Annotated in this window: 14 protein-coding genes and 3 tRNA genes; 11 read left to right on the top strand and 6 right to left on the bottom strand. The window is 61.0% G+C overall.

What is annotated here, in order from left to right; translation table 11 throughout:
* Positions 1–871: 871 nt before the first annotated feature.
* Genes F561_RS0117585 through F561_RS0117560 form a run of 6 tightly spaced genes read left to right on the top strand, consistent with a single transcriptional unit; the run spans position 872 to position 4,865 of the window.
* Positions 872–1,063, top strand: coding sequence for a helix-turn-helix domain-containing protein (locus F561_RS0117585; protein ID WP_019011279.1), 192 nt, complete (start codon positions 872–874; stop codon positions 1,061–1,063).
* The gene (locus F561_RS29015) at positions 1,060–1,230 is read left to right on the top strand and encodes a hypothetical protein (protein WP_019011278.1); all 171 of its coding nucleotides are present in this window, start codon (positions 1,060–1,062) and stop codon (positions 1,228–1,230) included. The genes F561_RS0117585 and F561_RS29015 overlap by 4 nt, the downstream gene beginning before the upstream one ends.
* Positions 1,227–2,099 (top strand): toprim domain-containing protein, encoded by an 873-nt coding sequence (locus F561_RS0117575; RefSeq protein ID WP_019011277.1) that lies wholly within the window; start codon positions 1,227–1,229, stop codon positions 2,097–2,099. The genes F561_RS29015 and F561_RS0117575 overlap by 4 nt, the downstream gene beginning before the upstream one ends.
* The gene (locus F561_RS0117570; protein ID WP_019011276.1) at positions 2,096–3,337 is read left to right on the top strand and encodes a hypothetical protein; all 1,242 of its coding nucleotides are present in this window, start codon (positions 2,096–2,098) and stop codon (positions 3,335–3,337) included. Before F561_RS0117575 ends, F561_RS0117570 begins: the two co-directional genes overlap by 4 nt.
* Before the next feature lie 2 nt (positions 3,338–3,339).
* Positions 3,340–4,491 carry an AAA family ATPase gene (locus F561_RS0117565; protein ID WP_019011275.1) on the top strand — a complete coding sequence of 384 codons (1,152 nt, stop codon included), beginning with the start codon at positions 3,340–3,342 and terminating at the stop codon, positions 4,489–4,491.
* Positions 4,485–4,865 (top strand): TubC N-terminal docking domain-related protein, encoded by a 381-nt coding sequence (locus F561_RS0117560; protein ID WP_019011274.1) that lies wholly within the window; start codon positions 4,485–4,487, stop codon positions 4,863–4,865. The genes F561_RS0117565 and F561_RS0117560 overlap by 7 nt, the downstream gene beginning before the upstream one ends.
* Before the next feature lie 1,652 nt (positions 4,866–6,517).
* On the opposite strand, the gene F561_RS29010 is transcribed toward F561_RS0117560, so the two are convergent.
* Both F561_RS29010 and F561_RS0117550 read right to left on the bottom strand, forming a co-directional pair.
* Entirely contained in the window at positions 6,518–6,952 is a 435-nt protein-coding gene (locus F561_RS29010; protein WP_157451971.1) for a hypothetical protein, read from the bottom strand.
* A gap of 277 nt (positions 6,953–7,229) precedes the next feature.
* Positions 7,230–7,640, bottom strand: coding sequence for a hypothetical protein (locus F561_RS0117550; RefSeq protein ID WP_019011272.1), 411 nt, complete (start codon positions 7,638–7,640; stop codon positions 7,230–7,232).
* A gap of 132 nt (positions 7,641–7,772) precedes the next feature.
* Here F561_RS0117550 and F561_RS29005 point away from each other — a divergent pair, with 132 nt between their 5' ends.
* The gene (locus tag F561_RS29005; RefSeq protein ID WP_040381102.1) at positions 7,773–7,976 is read left to right on the top strand and encodes a helix-turn-helix domain-containing protein; all 204 of its coding nucleotides are present in this window, start codon (positions 7,773–7,775) and stop codon (positions 7,974–7,976) included.
* A gap of 56 nt (positions 7,977–8,032) precedes the next feature.
* Positions 8,033–9,235, top strand: coding sequence for a tyrosine-type recombinase/integrase (locus F561_RS0117540; protein WP_019011271.1), 1,203 nt, complete (start codon positions 8,033–8,035; stop codon positions 9,233–9,235).
* 99 nt (positions 9,236–9,334) lie between these two features.
* Here the strand turns inward: F561_RS0117540 and F561_RS0117535 are convergent.
* The 4 genes from F561_RS0117535 to F561_RS0117520 form a co-directional block, all read right to left on the bottom strand.
* A tRNA-Asn gene (locus F561_RS0117535) sits at positions 9,335–9,409 on the bottom strand.
* Positions 9,410–9,556: 147 nt separating this feature from the next.
* Positions 9,557–10,084: a YqgE/AlgH family protein gene (locus tag F561_RS0117530; protein WP_019011270.1), complete on the bottom strand. Its 528-nt coding sequence runs from the start codon at positions 10,082–10,084 to the stop codon at positions 9,557–9,559.
* Between the two features lie 100 nt (positions 10,085–10,184).
* Complete coding sequence (gene lon / locus F561_RS0117525; protein WP_019011269.1) at positions 10,185–12,650, bottom strand: endopeptidase La; 2,466 nt, start codon at positions 12,648–12,650, stop codon at positions 10,185–10,187.
* Positions 12,651–13,036: 386 nt separating this feature from the next.
* Positions 13,037–14,179: an acyl-CoA dehydrogenase family protein gene (locus F561_RS0117520; protein WP_019011268.1), complete on the bottom strand. Its 1,143-nt coding sequence runs from the start codon at positions 14,177–14,179 to the stop codon at positions 13,037–13,039.
* A 109-nt stretch (positions 14,180–14,288) separates the two neighbouring features.
* Between F561_RS0117520 and F561_RS0117515 the strand changes: the two genes are divergently transcribed.
* From F561_RS0117515 to F561_RS0117505, 3 genes are all read left to right on the top strand, one after another.
* Positions 14,289–14,672 carry a VOC family protein gene (locus tag F561_RS0117515; RefSeq protein ID WP_019011267.1) on the top strand — a complete coding sequence of 128 codons (384 nt, stop codon included), beginning with the start codon at positions 14,289–14,291 and terminating at the stop codon, positions 14,670–14,672.
* A 113-nt stretch (positions 14,673–14,785) separates the two neighbouring features.
* Positions 14,786–14,862 (top strand) — tRNA-His (locus tag F561_RS0117510).
* Between the two features lie 86 nt (positions 14,863–14,948).
* A tRNA-Leu gene (locus tag F561_RS0117505) sits at positions 14,949–15,033 on the top strand.
* The last annotated feature ends 306 nt before the right edge of the window (positions 15,034–15,339 follow it).

Raw genomic sequence — 15,339 nt, 5'->3', positions numbered from 1 at the left:
CAGTTGCCCAGCCAGAGCCGACAACAAAAACCCCCGCACTGGGCGGGGGATTGTGTTTGGCTCGGCAGGTAGGGATCGAACCTACGACCATCCGATTAACAGAGGGTCGTCACCTCATCCCAGCCCGCCCCGTTATAGATTCCCTGATCCCATTAAGCACGTCTGATACAGCATATTTGGGCTTCGCTTTTGGCGGTTGCTTCCGGTTCATCCCAGCTTGTACTGTCTTTTCCCGTTCCGGTTGGGCACGCGTTGGGCACGCCGGGGCATGGGGAGACACTGGACAAGCTCCCGTGCTGTGCGGCGTCATGCGCTCTAAGGCCAGCCTATGCCGTTTGGTCATTGCAGTTTTTCCTCTCAAGGGCTATATTTTCGGTAATCTAGTCAGCGTCTATTTGAGCGGCCTGTTTCCACTGTGGAGCGGGCCGTTTTGCTGTGTCGGATTTTAGAGGCTGTGGACAACCCTGTGGATAACATGTGGCTAAGTCTCTTAATCGTGTGGATAAAGTACCAAATAACAGGAGGTCACTTGAAAACCTGTGGATAAGTACGTACTTATCCACAGGTTATCCACAGGCAAACTACTTCTAACCACAAAATGTCCACAGGCAATAGTTGCGCTGGGACGTTATTGAAGACACTTATCCACAGGTTCCACAGACCCTATTACTACTACTACTATCTTTTAGCCTATATAAGTGGCTGGATAATGTCAGACAGGAGGTGACAACAATGGACAGTACCCAAGAACACCAAAGAAAAGCGCGTAAGAGTGCATCCGACCAAGAACGACACTCCCACGCGCCCCAAGTAGCTGAAGGCCCCGCAAGGGGCAACCCCAACCTTTAACGACCCCACAGGAGGCCGCCCCATGACTCTAAACCAAGACAACCCCACTCGCCTCACCCGCAAGCCTGAAGAGGCCGCGCCTATGTTGGGCGTCGGCAGAAACGGCGTTTATGATCTGATCCGCTCCGGGCAGCTTCGCAGCATCCGCGTAGGCCGCAAGATTCTCATTCCTCTGGCCGCCATCGAAGACTTTCTGAACGGCGGCACAAAATGAAGCGGCCCACCGGGGACGCGGTGGGCACTTCCCACAGACTAGCGCACCTGTTCCACCTTGCTCAGCAAGACGCCCAGCGCCCCGGCAACGCGGGCGGCGGAATGAAGATCATGGAAGCCCTGCTGAATCTGCCCAACTTCCGGCCCACGAATGGCGGCAAAGCATGACGGCTTATGGGGCTAGCCCTATAAAACGCACACGCAGCACGGCGGCAGAACTGGCAACCCTTCACGCGGCCCTCTACGAATACGCGGGCCAGAATTACCCCGTCACTGTGCGGCAACTGTTCTACGCCATGACGGTACAGGGACACGCCCCCAAGACAGAAAACGGCTATGACCTGGTGGGGCGGGAACTGGTGAAGATGCGCGAGCGGCACGCCCTGCCGTTTCACTGGATCGCAGACAATACCCGCTGGCAGCGCAAGCCCGTCACTTACGCGGGCATCGAAGAGATGCTGGACATCACAGCGCAAACCTATCGCCGCTCCCTCTGGATCGAAGCGCCCGCACATGTCGAAGTGTGGCTGGAGAAGGATGCGCTGGCAGGCGTGTTAGTCGAAGAGACACGCCGCTATGACGTGCCCCTGATGGTGACGCGGGGATACCCCAGCTTGACCTTCCTGCACAGCGCGGCGCTTTCCATTGCAGAGCAGGCCCGCCCCGTCCACATCTACTACTTTGGCGACCATGATCCCAGCGGGGTAGACATTCCCCGGAAGGTGGAAGAGGGACTGAAGCGGTACGCCCCGGCTGCACAGATTCACTTTGAACGGGTGGCCGTGAATGAGGAACAGATCAGGGCATGGAATCTTCCCGGACGCCCCACAAAGGCCACAGACAGCCGTGCCAAGACCTTCCGGGGCGAGTCTGTCGAAGTAGACGCCATTCCGCCCCTCCAGCTTCGGGAACTCACGCGGGGCTGTATCGAACGGCATCTAGATCAGCGGCGCTTGGGGCAACTTCAGCGGATCGAACAGGAAGAACGTGGGCAACTGCTGGAGATTGCCCGGATGATGCGCGGGGGTGCGGCATGAGGCTAGGCGACCTGCTAGACCGCGTGCATCTGCCGGACGTGATCGCCCGCGAGTGTGGCCCGGATGCAGTACGCGGCCTGACCCGTGAGCGCGGCGGCGTGATCTGCGACCCGCGCCCCAGTCAGCGCGAGACACACCCCAGCTTCAGTGTCTACAAAGACACGAAAGGCCGCTGGAGATGGAAGCGGCACGGCGGGGATGGGGCGAGCGGGGATACCCTGACTTTTCTGGAGGCCATCGGCTACCGTCCAGAACATGCCCGCGAAGAGTTGGCCCGTCATGCTGGGGAATCGCTGGACAGTTGGACGCCCAGCCCTTCACGGCCCGCGTATGAGGCTCCAGACCCACTCCGGGCAGTACGCGGGGCACTGGAACGGTGCGCCCCTCTGAGTGGGGATGATCTGGCCCGCGTGCCTGTGTTGCTGGATTACCTGAGTCTCCAGAACGCGGCAGGGCGTGACCTCAAGCGGCGCGGCCTGTACGGGTGGCATGGACTTGGGGCGGGCCAGTTGCGCCGGGACTTTATAACCAAAGATGGCCGGATGCTGGCCCACGCCGGGGCGCTGGCCTTCTTGCTTCGCGGCCCGGACGGGCAAGCATGGGGGCTGAAGGTGCGGAGCATGGGCACGGCAGATGCTTTACAAGCCTCTGGGCTGGATCGGTATGTGTACCGGATCGGGCGGCACGGTGCGCCCGCGTGGTGTTCCCCCAAGTACGGGCAGGGCGCGGGCGTGTTGATCGTCGAAGGGGAATTGAACGGGGCAGCGGCGGCCCGTGCGTTGAAGCTGGCAGGCTCCAGCCTGGACGTGCAAGGACTGGCAGGCGCGGGCGGTGCGCCGTTCCTCACGGGGCTTCAGGGCCAGACAGTGTTCCTGTATACCGACCCGGACACAGCGGGCGCGGCCTGTCTGGAGCGGGTGGCAGGGGTGGCCCATGCTGCCGGGGCGCGTGAGGTGCGAGTGCTGGCCCCATTCTCTGAAGGCGACTTTTGCGACTTGTGCGGCACGCACGGCGCGGCGGCGTTTGGTGGCCTGCTGATGGAGAGGGTAGACGGGGCGGATTACTGGCAAAACGTGATTACTGGCAAAAACGCACTGCCAGTAAAAAGCACTGTTCCACACGGAGAAAACCGATTACTGGCAAACTGGCAGTACAGCTCAGGATGGGGCGAGTCTGATACCTCCGGGTGGGGTACGGACGCGGGCGGTTGGGCCTCTGATGACCGGGGCGGGTGGTAAGTATGGCCCTCAAATTTATTGACCTGAGCGCCCCGCTCCAGCGGATTGAGTTTCTTGTGCCAGACCTGATTCCCTCCGGATACGTGACCTTTCTTGGGGCACGGGAAGGCGTGGGCAAAACAACCCTACTCACGGCGCTGGCATGGCAGATGACCCGCCCAGCGGGGCGCGGCAGTTTCTTGGGGCGAGCCGTTCCACACGGGCGCGTTATTTATCTCAACACAGACGCGGCAGACGGGCAGTCTAGGCCCGTGCGGTACTGGCTGGAGCAGCATAAAGAGGTGTACCCGGATGGCAGCATGAGCGGCGTGACCGTTCTGGAGAGCGTGGGGGCGGGCCTTAGTCCGGAAGAATTGGGCGAGTTGCTCCAGCACGCTCAAGACAGCGGGGCGCTGTGCGTGATCGTAGACAGCTTTATGTCCACCTTCCCCACACTTGACGGCAACCGACTGGATCAGGCCATGCGCCCCATGCTGGCCCTGCGTGACTTCGCGGCGAAGACAGGCGCGGCAGTGATCGTGACCGACCATCTTCCCAAGAAAGCAGCGGGCGAGAAAGAAGGCGAGCGGGGCATTATGGGCAGTACCGGGAAGAGTGCCCAAGCGCGGGCGGTGCATCTGCTGACCCGTGTGCCGCCCCGTGAGGTAGAAGGCCGGGACGTGTTGCGCTGGGAAGTCAGGAAAAACAGCTTTGCCAAATCTGGGCACGCGCTGGGGATCGAAGTCGAACGGCTGATGGATGAGGAAGGTAGGGCAGCGGGCGTACATCTGACGCCCTGCGACCTTCCGGCAGAGGAAGAGGGGCGCGATACCCGGACAGACCGCGCTAAGGCGGCAGTGATCGCGGCACTAACCGGGAAGGCGGGCCAGACGGTGACACATGCGGAACTGCTGGCAGCGGCCATCAGCGGCGGCAACGTCAAAGAACGCAGCGCACAGCAAGCCGTCCGGGAAGCTCTAGGGGCGCTCGGCACTCAGGCTCAAGAAGTACGGCTGGGCGGGCGAGGTGCGCCCCGTGCGTACCGTTACGGCCCGGAAGCGGAACCCGTCCCCGCTCCAGTTGATCTTCAGGATGTGCCGTTCTTGATCGTCGAAGAGGAACTGGAGGCGCTAGGCGCGGCAGTCTCCGAAACGGAAGAGGTGCTGACGTGGTAGCGCGTGACCTTCTCCGGGAATTGGAGGGGCGCGGCGTGCGGTTGGGCGTGCAAGAAGGGCAACTGATCGCCCGCGCCCCGGCTGGAACCGTTACGCCGGAACTGGCAGCCCAGATCAAGGCCCACAAGGAAGACTTGCTGAAGGAACTTCAGGCAGGGGCAACCGGGCAGCTTACGCCCCTGCCGGAATCCCTGACGCGCCTCATCAGGGCCGCAGCGGGCAACCATCTGAACCGTTCCGGCTTCCTGCCGTCTGGGATCGTGCCCAACTTGGGGCTGTACGTGCTGACATGTGCGGCCCTGTACGCCTGCCACTGCGACCCGGAACGGCAACTGGCCCACCTCTGGGAAGCGCGGGCGGCGTGGGCCTCATAAGGCGGGCAGTTTTTAAGGTGTTGATAACTGGATAGGTGGCAACAGTTTTAGGGGGTAAGGTGCGACTTTACCCCCTTCGACGTGGCAAAGAACCGGGACACACGCCGGGACAGGCAGAACGGGGAAGGCCCGCCCAGATGGACAGCGGCGCTCAGCACCCGGGACAATGGCAGGACTTTTTTTATGGGTGGCGATTGTGGACGATTACAGGCGAGCGAGTCTCTTTTTAAGGGTGGCAAGTATCGGCTACTTTGCCGCCCCAACACCTCAAGGATTCTCAAGGATGCACAGTAGGCCACTCTTCGCGGGTGGCCTTCAGTGTTGGGGCGGCGCATGGGGCAAGAATCAGGGGCGCTTGGGCGCTGGCCTTGATCTGTACTGCCAGTTTGCCAGTAATCGCTTTTCCCGCGCTGGGCGCATTGTTTTTACTGGCAGTGGGTTTTTGCCAGTAATCACCCTTTGCTAGTAATTGCCAGTAATCGCCTTCACTGTGGCAGATAGCAACGGCGGGCCAAACCGTACAAACCTGACACCCTCAAGGCGCTGGAGAACAGACAACTTTTGACAGCCTGCCCACTCGCGTTTGAAACGGAAGTGGGCAAGTCTTTTTATGGGGGGCGGTTTGTGCTTCCCCCTGCCTTACCTTTTACGGGTTGCCCCCAAAAAGGCGCAGCGTTCCTCCAGGCGGGCGAGCCTCTTTTTTATGGGTGGCGGAAGTGGACAATCACACCGGGCGCGGCGGTGCATTCCTTCGATGGGGGCGCGGCCCTTTTTTGTTAAGGGTGGCAAGAACTGGCAAATCACACGGGAAGAGTCAGGCTGTCAGGAATGCTGACGCCCCTTGCTGGACGCATGAGCGGGCTTTTATTCCAACCATTTTGTCGGAGGGGACAAAATGATACAGGCGGGACATACCTTGACAATCCTTAACAGGCTGACGCCCTGCTATGGCTGTTGGTTGTCCCGGTTGAAACGTAGAAACCCCCGCAAACGTTATTTATCGTTAGGAGTCGGGACGCCGGATCATTTTACCGGAGGCGGTAAAAAGCTCTCCAGCATCACAACGGGGTGAGCGCATTTATTACCGGAGCCGCTAGAAATTCCCGCATGAATACCCTCTATCGGGCGGATGGTATTCACCTCTTTTTTTGGTGGGTAGGGGAATGAATCTCAAGTTTTATCAAGTTCCCCCATGACCAATCCACACCCCGCACACCCCCATGACTGATCCACATACAGCGCGAGGGCAAGCACCCCCATGATGAATCCACAGGGCGGGCTACCCCATGAAGAATGCACAAGGCGAGCGGCCCCATGAAGGATGCACACACGGGCAAGCGTTACCCAGCGTCACTCAGGCCGGGGGCAGGGCACTGTGAGTAATACTCACGGCGGCCTCTCAGGGTTACGAATTGCTAATGACTTCGACGCCTGCCCACTGTTAGGAATGCTCACAGTGCAGCGCGGCTAGGTTGTCAGGAATACCGACAACCTTTAGCGGCTCTCAGGATGTGACAAAACGTCACGACCTGAAGCGGGCGAGCTTGTAACAGATCGTTACAACTTCCGGCAAAGGATCGGCAAACAGGCGGCAAACGAAAGCCCGCCTCCAGATGGGGCGGGACGGTCTAGATACGGTTTAGTTCATGGGCCTAGCGGTGTTCCTCCAGGGCGGCAAGCTGGGCAAGCAGCGGGGCGCGGGTGCGTTCGATGCACTCCAGAGCATGGCGGCACTGTTCAGCGTTCATGGGGGGCTGAGTGCTGATTGTCTGGGTGCGCCGTTCATGGTGCGCGGCTATTTCTTCTTCTTCCAGCTTATCGCCCAGATTGTGGAACCGCTCGCCCAGATCAGGGCGGGGATAGGTTTCACCCCACACACTGACCCACGCGGCCACAGTCTCACGTAACGAGAGTTCTAGCTGTGCGTTAGCGGCATCATAGAGAGTCTGACGGCGGAAGCACGCGGGGCAGAGATGGAGCGGGGCATGAGGCGGATCAAAGTACAGCACAGCGCGGGGCGCTTCGCAGCTAAAGCACTCGCCATACAGGGAAGGGGTAGCGGGGCTGTCAGTGTGCGGTTCATTCATGGGCGGGCCTCCAGAGGGGCAAGCAGGCGAGTTATGAAGATCAGGCCGGAACAGATACCGCACAGGGCAGCAGGGCCACACAGGGACGCGGGAAGGTGGGCAGTCAGGGCGGGACAGGCGAAGTACAGGAGCAAATAACCGGGCTTGAACATGGGCGGGCCTCTCTCTGCCGGGTGTGCCGGAATAGTCGGGTTTGCTAGCACTTCCGGCGAAGTCTCCGTTACGGAGAAACTTCAGAATCTGAAACGGGGCGGGGGCACGGTGGCCCCCATCTGTCTCAGGCGGCGTGTGTCTGCTGGAGGAACTTCCACACGGCGCGGGCGTCCGGTTCAGTGAGCAGCGCGAGGCTGTACACAGGGGCATCTAAGGCAGCGGCAGCGAAGGCGTAATGCTCACCACTGGGAACACCAGCGCGGGCCATGAGGCGGTGCAGCTTGGCAGCGCGAGCCTTGCCAATGGGGGCAGCCTCCAGCGTTTCAGAGATCAGGGTGAGGGAGTCTGCACTGTGCAGGATGCGAAGAGCCGCGCCCAGTTCTGCCGCTTCGCTGTCTACAGTGGCCTCGATGCCCGCAGCGGTGCGCGTCAGGGTGACGGTGTGGGTGGCCGTGCCAGTAACGACACTGCATTCACGGTAGACGGTGTGGACTTCCCAAGTGCGGATAGTGGCGCGGGGTTTGGTATCGTTCACGGTGATTCCTTCGACTAGGGGGAGTCAGTCAGGGGCGTTTACTTCCTACGGTGTGCGCCCCTTTCTGCTGACTAAATGTTAGCGTCTACTGCAAACATTGTCAATAGGCGCTAACTAGCATATGATGACAATATGACGCCCTCAGCAAAAGACGCCATCCGTACCCGGCTCAAGGAATTGGGCATGACGCAAGCGCAACTAGCGGAAAAAATCGGCACAACTCCAGCAATCCTCAGCCGTTCTTTAGGCGGGGCACTTGTGAGGCCGGATAGCCACTGGCCCGCGATTCTTGACGCCCTAAACTTGCAAGTCACCATTACGCCCAAAGAGCAGTAACTCACGCGCCCCACGCTTTCCCGGCGTGAGGCAGGCAGCGGGAACGGGGTTCTGGCATGGCAAAGAAAGTAGAGACACCCAAGCGGGGCAATGGGCGCGGCACTGTGCGGCGTCTTCCTTCCGGGCGCTGGCAATGGCGGGCCACAGTGGAACTTCAGAACGGGGAGATTCTCCGGGCAGCGGGCACAGTGGATACCAAAACGGAAGCGGAAGAGGCGCTGAGCCGTGCCCGAACAGACGCGGGGCGCGGGCAGTTCAACGTGACCCACAGCACGACCCTTGAGCAATACGTCAGGGCGTGGCATGAACTCCGGCAGGACGCGCAAGCCGCGAAGTACACGCATGGGCAAAAAAGTCTGATCGAAACACACATTATTCCCGGCTTAGGCAAGCGGCGGCTCTCCAGCATTACGCCGCGTGATCTGGAGGCGTTCTATGCGGGTCTTCAGCATCAGGACAAGCGGCGCGAAGACACGCTGGGCAAGCCGCTAGGCGATTCCATGCGGCGGCAGATTCATAACCTCCTACATCAGGTGTTTGCGGAAGCGGTGCGGCATGGCGACCTGAGCCGTAACCCGGCAGACGTGGCCCGCCCCCGGTACACAAGGGCAGCGGCGCAAGACGAAACGGCGAAGGCATGGACAGAAGAAGAGGCGGGCAAGTTCTACGCGGTGGCCCGTGAGGATCGGCGCGGGGTGGCCTTTTGTTTCATGCTCTCGACTGGAATCCGGATTGGGGAAGCGTTGGGCCTGCGCTGGGAAAATGTCGAACTGGAGGCGGGGCGCATTCATATCAAAGAGGCGCTGGTCAGTCTGGGCGGTAAGGCGCACCGGACAACCCCCAAGACAGCCCGCTCACGCCGCAGCATGACCATAGATGGGGACGCCCTGACCATCTTGCGAGAGATGCCGGAACGGGTGGCACTGGACAAGGAAGCGCAAGGGGGGCACTACGTAGGCAGTGAAGCCGTCTTCACGTCAGCACGGGGCTTGCCCATCCTGCCGGACAATGTTTACAAGCTGATGCGGCGGCTGTGCCTAGAGGCGGGTGTGCCGTACAAGGGGACGCATGTTCTCCGGCATTCCTTTATCTCGATACAGGGACAGCATGGGCAGGCTCTAGAAGTCATTAGCGCCCATGTGGGGCACGCCCGCGCCTCATTCACTCAGGATCGGTACAGAACCGTCTTCGACAAGGAACGAGCCGCCCTGACCCTCAACTTTGCACCCCTCACCAAAGACTCAGAAAGGACGCCATGAGAAATCCGTTGGGCACGCGTTGGGCACGGCAGGCGGTTGGGCATGATTTTGTTGTGCCATACAAAAGCAAAAAACCCCGTCTAGGACGAGGTTTCTTATTGGCTCGGCAGGTAGGGATCGAACCTACGACCATCCGATTAACAGTCGGACGCTCTACCGCTGAGCTACTGCCGAATACCTGTGAATCCGTGTAAAACGGTGCCCACAGCTTTGGCGAGAGCCTTGCGCCTTTTTCGGGCGCGAGAGGGATAGTAGCATGCACCCCGGAACCACGCAAGTCCCTGCTCAGCTCTGATGCACCGTCACCCAGAAGGGGGGCGCTCAGGCCTGTGCTCCACCCGGCATGATCGTTCCTGGTGTGACGCCCAATTGCGCCAATGCTTCGGCCCAGCGTGCTTCGGCGGGGACTGTCCAGATCAGGTCGGGCGTATCCTGCTCCACCCAGATCCACATGCCCACGCGGGCCTCTTCAGTCAGTTGGCCTGCGTCCCATCCGGCGTAACCCAACACCAGCATGTAATCCTGGCTCGATCTCATCACGGCCCGCAGCACATCCAGACTGCTGGTCACGAGCAGGTCAGCGCTCAGACGGACTTCGCCTTCCAGATTCAGGGGCGTGCGGTACAGGCACCACCCAAGCGTGCGGTCTATTGGGCCGCCACGCCAGGCTGGGCCAGCCTGACCCGGCATATCGGGCAGCAAGTCCGACACCGACTGAGACATAGGGGCGTTCACGATCAGGCCCATTGCGCCCTTGGCATCGTGTTCCAGCAGCAAGATGACTGCGCCCTCGAAGATGCCGCCGCGCAGGTGCGGGCTAGCCACTAAAAACGTGAGCGGAACAGACATGGGCCTACAGGATAACGGGCCGCAGAGCCCAGCAAAACCCCCCGCCATCGCTGACAGGGGGCAAAGATTAAGCTCTTGATTGAAAATGAGAACTTGGAGTTTAAGCGCTGGCTCCGGCACCCCGGCGGCCCGTTTTGCGCTTGGGCGTCTCGGGGGTTACGTTGCCTGCGACATTGCTCAGGCCTGCGCCGCGCTCCAGCGCCTTCAGGCCGCCCACGAGGGCCACGTCCAGCACCTCGTCCACGGTTTCGCAGGGATGGAAGCGCATGCTGCTGCGCAGGTGCAGCGGAATATCGCGCAGGTCGGGTTCGTTGGCTTTGGGCATGATGATGTGCTTGATTCCGGCGCGGCGTGCCCCCAGTACCTTCTCTTTCAGGCCACCGATGGGCAGATAACGGCCCGTGAGGGTCATTTCGCCGGTCATGGCAACGTCGTGGCGGGCAGGAATGCCGGTCAGGGCGCTGATCAGGCTGGTTGCCATCGCCCCGCCCGCGCTGGGGCCTTCTTTGGGAATGGCTCCGGCGGGCACATGCACATGAATTTCACTGTCGTCGATCCGCGACTTGTCGATGTGGAAGCGCTCGCTGTTGGTTTTGGCGTAGGTCAGGGCGGCGCGGGCCGATTCCTTCATCACGTCGCCCAGTTGTCCGGTCAGCACCAGTCCCTTACCGGGCATCACGCTGGTTTCCACAAACAGGATGTCGCCGCCCACCGGGGTGTAGAACATGCCGGTGCTGACGCCCACCATGTCTTCACGGTTCTCGGTTTCGGGGGTGTGGCGGGCCTGACCGAGATAACGGTCCAGCTCCTTGTCGGTCACTTTCACGCGCTTGACTTCGCCCGTGGCGATCCGGCGGGCCACCTTGCGGGCCACCGTGCCGATTTCGCGCTCCAGATTCCGCACCCCTGCTTCACGGGTGTAGTGGCTGATCAGACGCTCCAGAGCCGCGTCGGTAAAGCTGATCTGGTTGGGCTTCAGGCCGTTCTGGGTCAACTGGCGGGGCATCAGGTAACGCTTGGCAATTTCCAGCTTTTCCTGTTCGATGTAGCTCGAAAAGTCGATGACTTCCATGCGGTCCATCAGGGCGGCGGGAATCTGCTCGGGGTAGTTGGCCGTCGCGATAAACATCACTTCGCTGAGATCAAACGCCACGCCCAGATAGTGGTCGGTAAAGTGCTGGTTCTGGCTGGGGTCGAGGACTTCCAGCAGGGCGCTGGAGGGGTCGCCCTGATAGCTCGTGCCCAGCTTGTCCACCTCGTCCAGCAGGATCACGGGGTTCTTGGTGCCTGCCGTGCGGATGCCCTGAATCAGGCGTCCGGGCATCGCGCCAATGTAGGTGCGGCGGTGGCCCCGAATATCGGATTCGTCGCGTGCGCCACCGAGGGCAATGCGAACATACTTGCGGCCCAGCGCCTTGGCAATGCTCTGCGCGATGGAGGTTTTACCCACACCGGGAGGTCCGGTAAAGACCAGAATCGGCCCCTTGTTCACGTCCTCGGCACTCAGTTCGCCGCGCTCGGCCCGCTCCTTGCGCAGTCGGCGCACGGCCAGGAATTCCAGCACGCGGTCCTTCACTTTTTCCAGCCCGTAGTGGTCGTCGTCCAGAATCTGGGCGGCCTCAGGCACGTCCAGACGGTCTTCGCTGCGGGTATTCCAGGGCAATTCCGTGACCCACGTCAGGTAGGTGCGGATCACGCTGGCTTCGGCGGCATCGGGGTGCATCCGGGCAAGGCGGTTCACTTCACGGTCAATCTCTTTCTTGACGTCGGGCTTCAGGTCCAGCGCCTCGATCTTGGTGCGGAAGGCGTCGGCCTCGTCGCCGTCCTCGCCGTCTTCACCGCCCTGAAGTTCCTTCTGAATCACTTTCATCTGCTCGCGCAGATAGTATTCACGCTGGTTCTTGTCGATCTCTTCTTTCACCTGTGCGCGAATCCGGGCCTGCACCGCCTGAACTTCCTGTTCAGTGTCCAGCAGCGTCAGGAGCTTGCGAATGCGGGCCACCGGGCTGGCGGCTTCCAGCAGCGCCTGCTTGTCTTCCAGCTTGAAATCAAGGTTGAAGGCGATGTGGTCGGCCATCTCGCCCGCTTCTTCCTTGCCCTGAATGGTCTGCACGCTTTCGGCGCTGACCTTGCCGTTTCCAGCGATCACGTCAAACTTTTCGCGCAGTTCGCGGGCCAGTGCCTGAAATTCCACCGGATCGGCGGCCACTTCGGGCATCAGTTCGATGTCGGCCCGCAGGTACTCGTCGCGGGTGTAATTCTTGGCGCGGGCGCGGGCCACTGCCGAAACCAGCATCTGCACGGTGCCGTCGGGGTTCTTGCGAACGCGCAGCACGTTACAGGCCGTGCCCACGTCATACAGGTCAGCGCCCTGAGGATCGTCTACATCCTTATCGCGCTGAGACACGATCAGGATGACCTTTTCGCCGGCCATCGCCGCTTCTATGGCATTGATGGAAAGAGAACGGCTGGCGTCGATGTGCTGCACCATCGTGGGATAAATAACGCTGCCGCGAACGGGGCAGACGGGAACATTGGCGGGCAGTTGGAGGATGTCGGTGGTCATGGTTGCTCCTTTTGACCAGCAACAGGGCGCGTCCTATGGGGCGGCTCTGCATTGAGAATTCGGGTTTGGCGTCCGGTTTGATCTCCACCTGATGCCAAGAAACTTGAGTGCAACTATATCAAGTTTGGGGGGTTGGGGCAAGCGCCATCACCCTTGCCATGCCTTGATCTACCCCTTGCCTCCGCCGTGTGGCCCACGCAGTCTGCGCCACATCTCAACGCTACTCCGCATCCCCTGACACAACCCTTGCGCTGCCTGACGGTGTGTTTAGGATTGATGGGGTCGGGGCAGTTCGGGAATCTCCGTGGCTCAGGCCAAAGGTTCAGGCCAGAAGAAGGGCGAAGGCATTCGCGCCCCCGCCCCTTTTGTCTATCCGGCTCCCTTGCTTAGGCCAGCAAAGCCCGCGCAATGATCAGCTTCTGAATCTCGCTGGTGCCCTCGTAAATCCTCAGCAGGCGCTGATCGCGGTAATAGCGCTCGACTGGGTAATCCTTCATGTAGCCCATGCCGCCCGCGACCTGCACCGCTTTGTCGGCCACCTGAGACAGCATTTCGGTGGCGTGATATTTCGCCACGCTCGCCATGCGCCGCACGTCCTGGCCTTCATCCACCATCCAGGCCACCTTTTGCCACAGCACCCGGCTGGTTTGCAGGGCGATGTCCATTTCGGCCAGCATGAACTGCACCGCCTGAAATTCTCCGATGGGCTGCCCAAACTGCTCGCGGGTTTTGGCGTGCTGCACGCTCAGGTCAAGCAGCCGTTGCATGGCCCCGGTGCTGCGGGCCGCGATGCCCACCCGCCCGGAAGTCAGGATGCCCAGCGCCTCGCGGTAGCCCAGATGCTCTGGCCCCAGCAGGTTGGCGGCTGGAATCTCGGCGTCTTCAAAGATCACCTCTGCCGACAGCGCCCCCTTCTGGCCCATTTTTTCATCTATTTTGCCCACACGCACGCCGGGGGTGGTCTGCGGTTCCACCAGAAAGGCGCTCATGCCCCTGGTGCCCTGTGCGGGGTCGGTAATGGCGATCACGGTCAGCAGGCCCGCGATGGGCGCGTTGCTGATGTAGTGCTTGGTCCCGTTCAGCACGTACATATCGCCGCGCCGCTCGGCCCGTGTGCGGATATTGGCCGCGTCGCTGCCACTCGTCGGCTCGGTGATGGCAAATCCGGCCACACACTCGCCCGAGGCCATGCGCGGCAAAAACCGCTGCTTCTGTTCCTCGTTGCCCAATTTCACCAGTCCACTGGTGCCGATAGAGGCGTGGGCACTGATGACCCCGCCAAAGCCCATATGCCCCTGCCCCAGCGCCTCATACGCCGCGCAGCGCCCCAGCATGCCCAGCCCCGCGCCGCCGTATTCCTCGGGAATGCTGAGGCCAAACAGTCCCAGCCCTGCCGCCTGCGCCATCAATTCGGGCGGCACGCGGTTGCTGTCCTCGATTTCGTGGGCGCGGGGTTCGACCACATTCAGCATAAAGTCGCGAATGGTGTCCTGCACGTCGCGCAGGTCTTCCGGCAAATTGAAGTTCATGTGTGGCTACAGGGTACGGCAAAGCGGCTGCGGGAAGCAGTGGGGCCAGTCCAATTTGTTCCGCACAGAGGGACGGGGACGGGGCTTCAGCAGGGACTACTTTGGTCCTATGACCACCCAAGCCGCTCCGCTGATTTCCGGCCTGGATCACGTGCAGATCGAAGCGCCTGCGGGCTGTGAAGCCGAGGCCCGTGCGTTTTTCGGCGGGTTCCTGGGTTTGCCCGAACTGACCAAACCAGCTGTGTTGGCCGCACGTGGCGGCGCATGGTTCGGTCTGCCCGATGGACGCCAGCTGCACAACGGCGTCACGCCCAACTTTGTGCCCCGAGACAAAGGCCACCTGGCGCTGCGTTGTCCTGACCTGAACGCCATACTGGAGCAGGCTGGCCGTTTTGGGATTGCTTACGTGCCAGATGCAGAATTGGCTCCCATCCGGCGCATCTTTCTGCGTGATCCATGGGGCAACCGGTTGGAGATTCTGGAAGAACGGTGAAGGCGAGTGCCGCACGCCGATTGGCCTAGCGCCCACACCGCCCGTTGACAGCGGCCCCCCTCTTCCTTAAGATGTGTAAGCCTGTGAGGGCGGCAAGGCAGCGGTTGGCTGTGGTGGGTTTAGCTCAGTTGGTTAGAGCGCCGCTCTGTGGAAGCGGAGGCCGGGGGTTCAAGTCCCCTAATCCACCCCAAAATGCCCCGGCTCAGGCGAAGGTCTGAGCCGGGGTTTTCTTATCGGCTGCTACTCTTGTTTGTTCCGGCTTCACAGGTTTCCCGTGCGGGGATGGCGGAATTGGTAGACGCGCCAGACTTAGGATCTGGTTCCGGAAGGAGTGAGAGTTCAAGTCTCTTTCCTCGCACCAAGCAGCAGGGCAGCAACAATATGAGGCGGCAGGGGCGGCTTTTCCATCAGGAAGGCCGCCCCTGTTCGTTGGCCCGCCCATATCGGCGGGTGCGCATCTGGGCTGCCTGTGGCCCCTCCTCACCGTTTTCGGCTAAACTCTTTGATGGCCTCTGTGCCTTATCGGTGAATGTTCATGGACGGGGTCACAGCAGCGTCCCCTGCCAGAAAAGCATTATGATGCGCCGGGCATGCCGCGCCCACGATTCAGATTTTGAGAAGGCAGGCTCCGAGAAGAACGTGCGTCTCAGGTCTGAAGTGGCGCAGG

The sequence above is a fragment of the Deinococcus aquatilis DSM 23025 genome, from assembly GCF_000378445.1.
GTDB lineage: Bacteria > Deinococcota > Deinococci > Deinococcales > Deinococcaceae > Deinococcus > Deinococcus aquatilis.
Note: the sequence above shows the minus strand (reverse complement) of the source record. Positions and strands in the feature narration are given on the sequence as shown.

Coding starts and splice junctions, on each gene's coding strand:
- F561_RS0117585 (WP_019011279.1), top strand. CDS start 872: ATGACTCTAAACCAAGACAACCCCACTCGCCTCACCCGCAAGCCTGAA.
- F561_RS0117530 (WP_019011270.1), bottom strand. CDS start 10,084: ATGTCTGTTCCGCTCACGTTTTTAGTGGCTAGCCCGCACCTGCGCGGC.
- F561_RS29010 (WP_157451971.1), bottom strand. CDS start 6,952: ATGAATGAACCGCACACTGACAGCCCCGCTACCCCTTCCCTGTATGGC.
- F561_RS0117570 (WP_019011276.1), top strand. CDS start 2,096: ATGAGGCTAGGCGACCTGCTAGACCGCGTGCATCTGCCGGACGTGATC.
- F561_RS29005 (WP_040381102.1), top strand. CDS start 7,773: ATGACGCCCTCAGCAAAAGACGCCATCCGTACCCGGCTCAAGGAATTG.
- F561_RS0117565 (WP_019011275.1), top strand. CDS start 3,340: ATGGCCCTCAAATTTATTGACCTGAGCGCCCCGCTCCAGCGGATTGAG.
- lon (WP_019011269.1), bottom strand. CDS start 12,650: ATGACCACCGACATCCTCCAACTGCCCGCCAATGTTCCCGTCTGCCCC.
- F561_RS0117575 (WP_019011277.1), top strand. CDS start 1,227: ATGACGGCTTATGGGGCTAGCCCTATAAAACGCACACGCAGCACGGCG.
- F561_RS0117515 (WP_019011267.1), top strand. CDS start 14,289: ATGACCACCCAAGCCGCTCCGCTGATTTCCGGCCTGGATCACGTGCAG.
- F561_RS0117520 (WP_019011268.1), bottom strand. CDS start 14,179: ATGAACTTCAATTTGCCGGAAGACCTGCGCGACGTGCAGGACACCATT.
- F561_RS29015 (WP_019011278.1), top strand. CDS start 1,060: ATGAAGCGGCCCACCGGGGACGCGGTGGGCACTTCCCACAGACTAGCG.
- F561_RS0117540 (WP_019011271.1), top strand. CDS start 8,033: ATGGCAAAGAAAGTAGAGACACCCAAGCGGGGCAATGGGCGCGGCACT.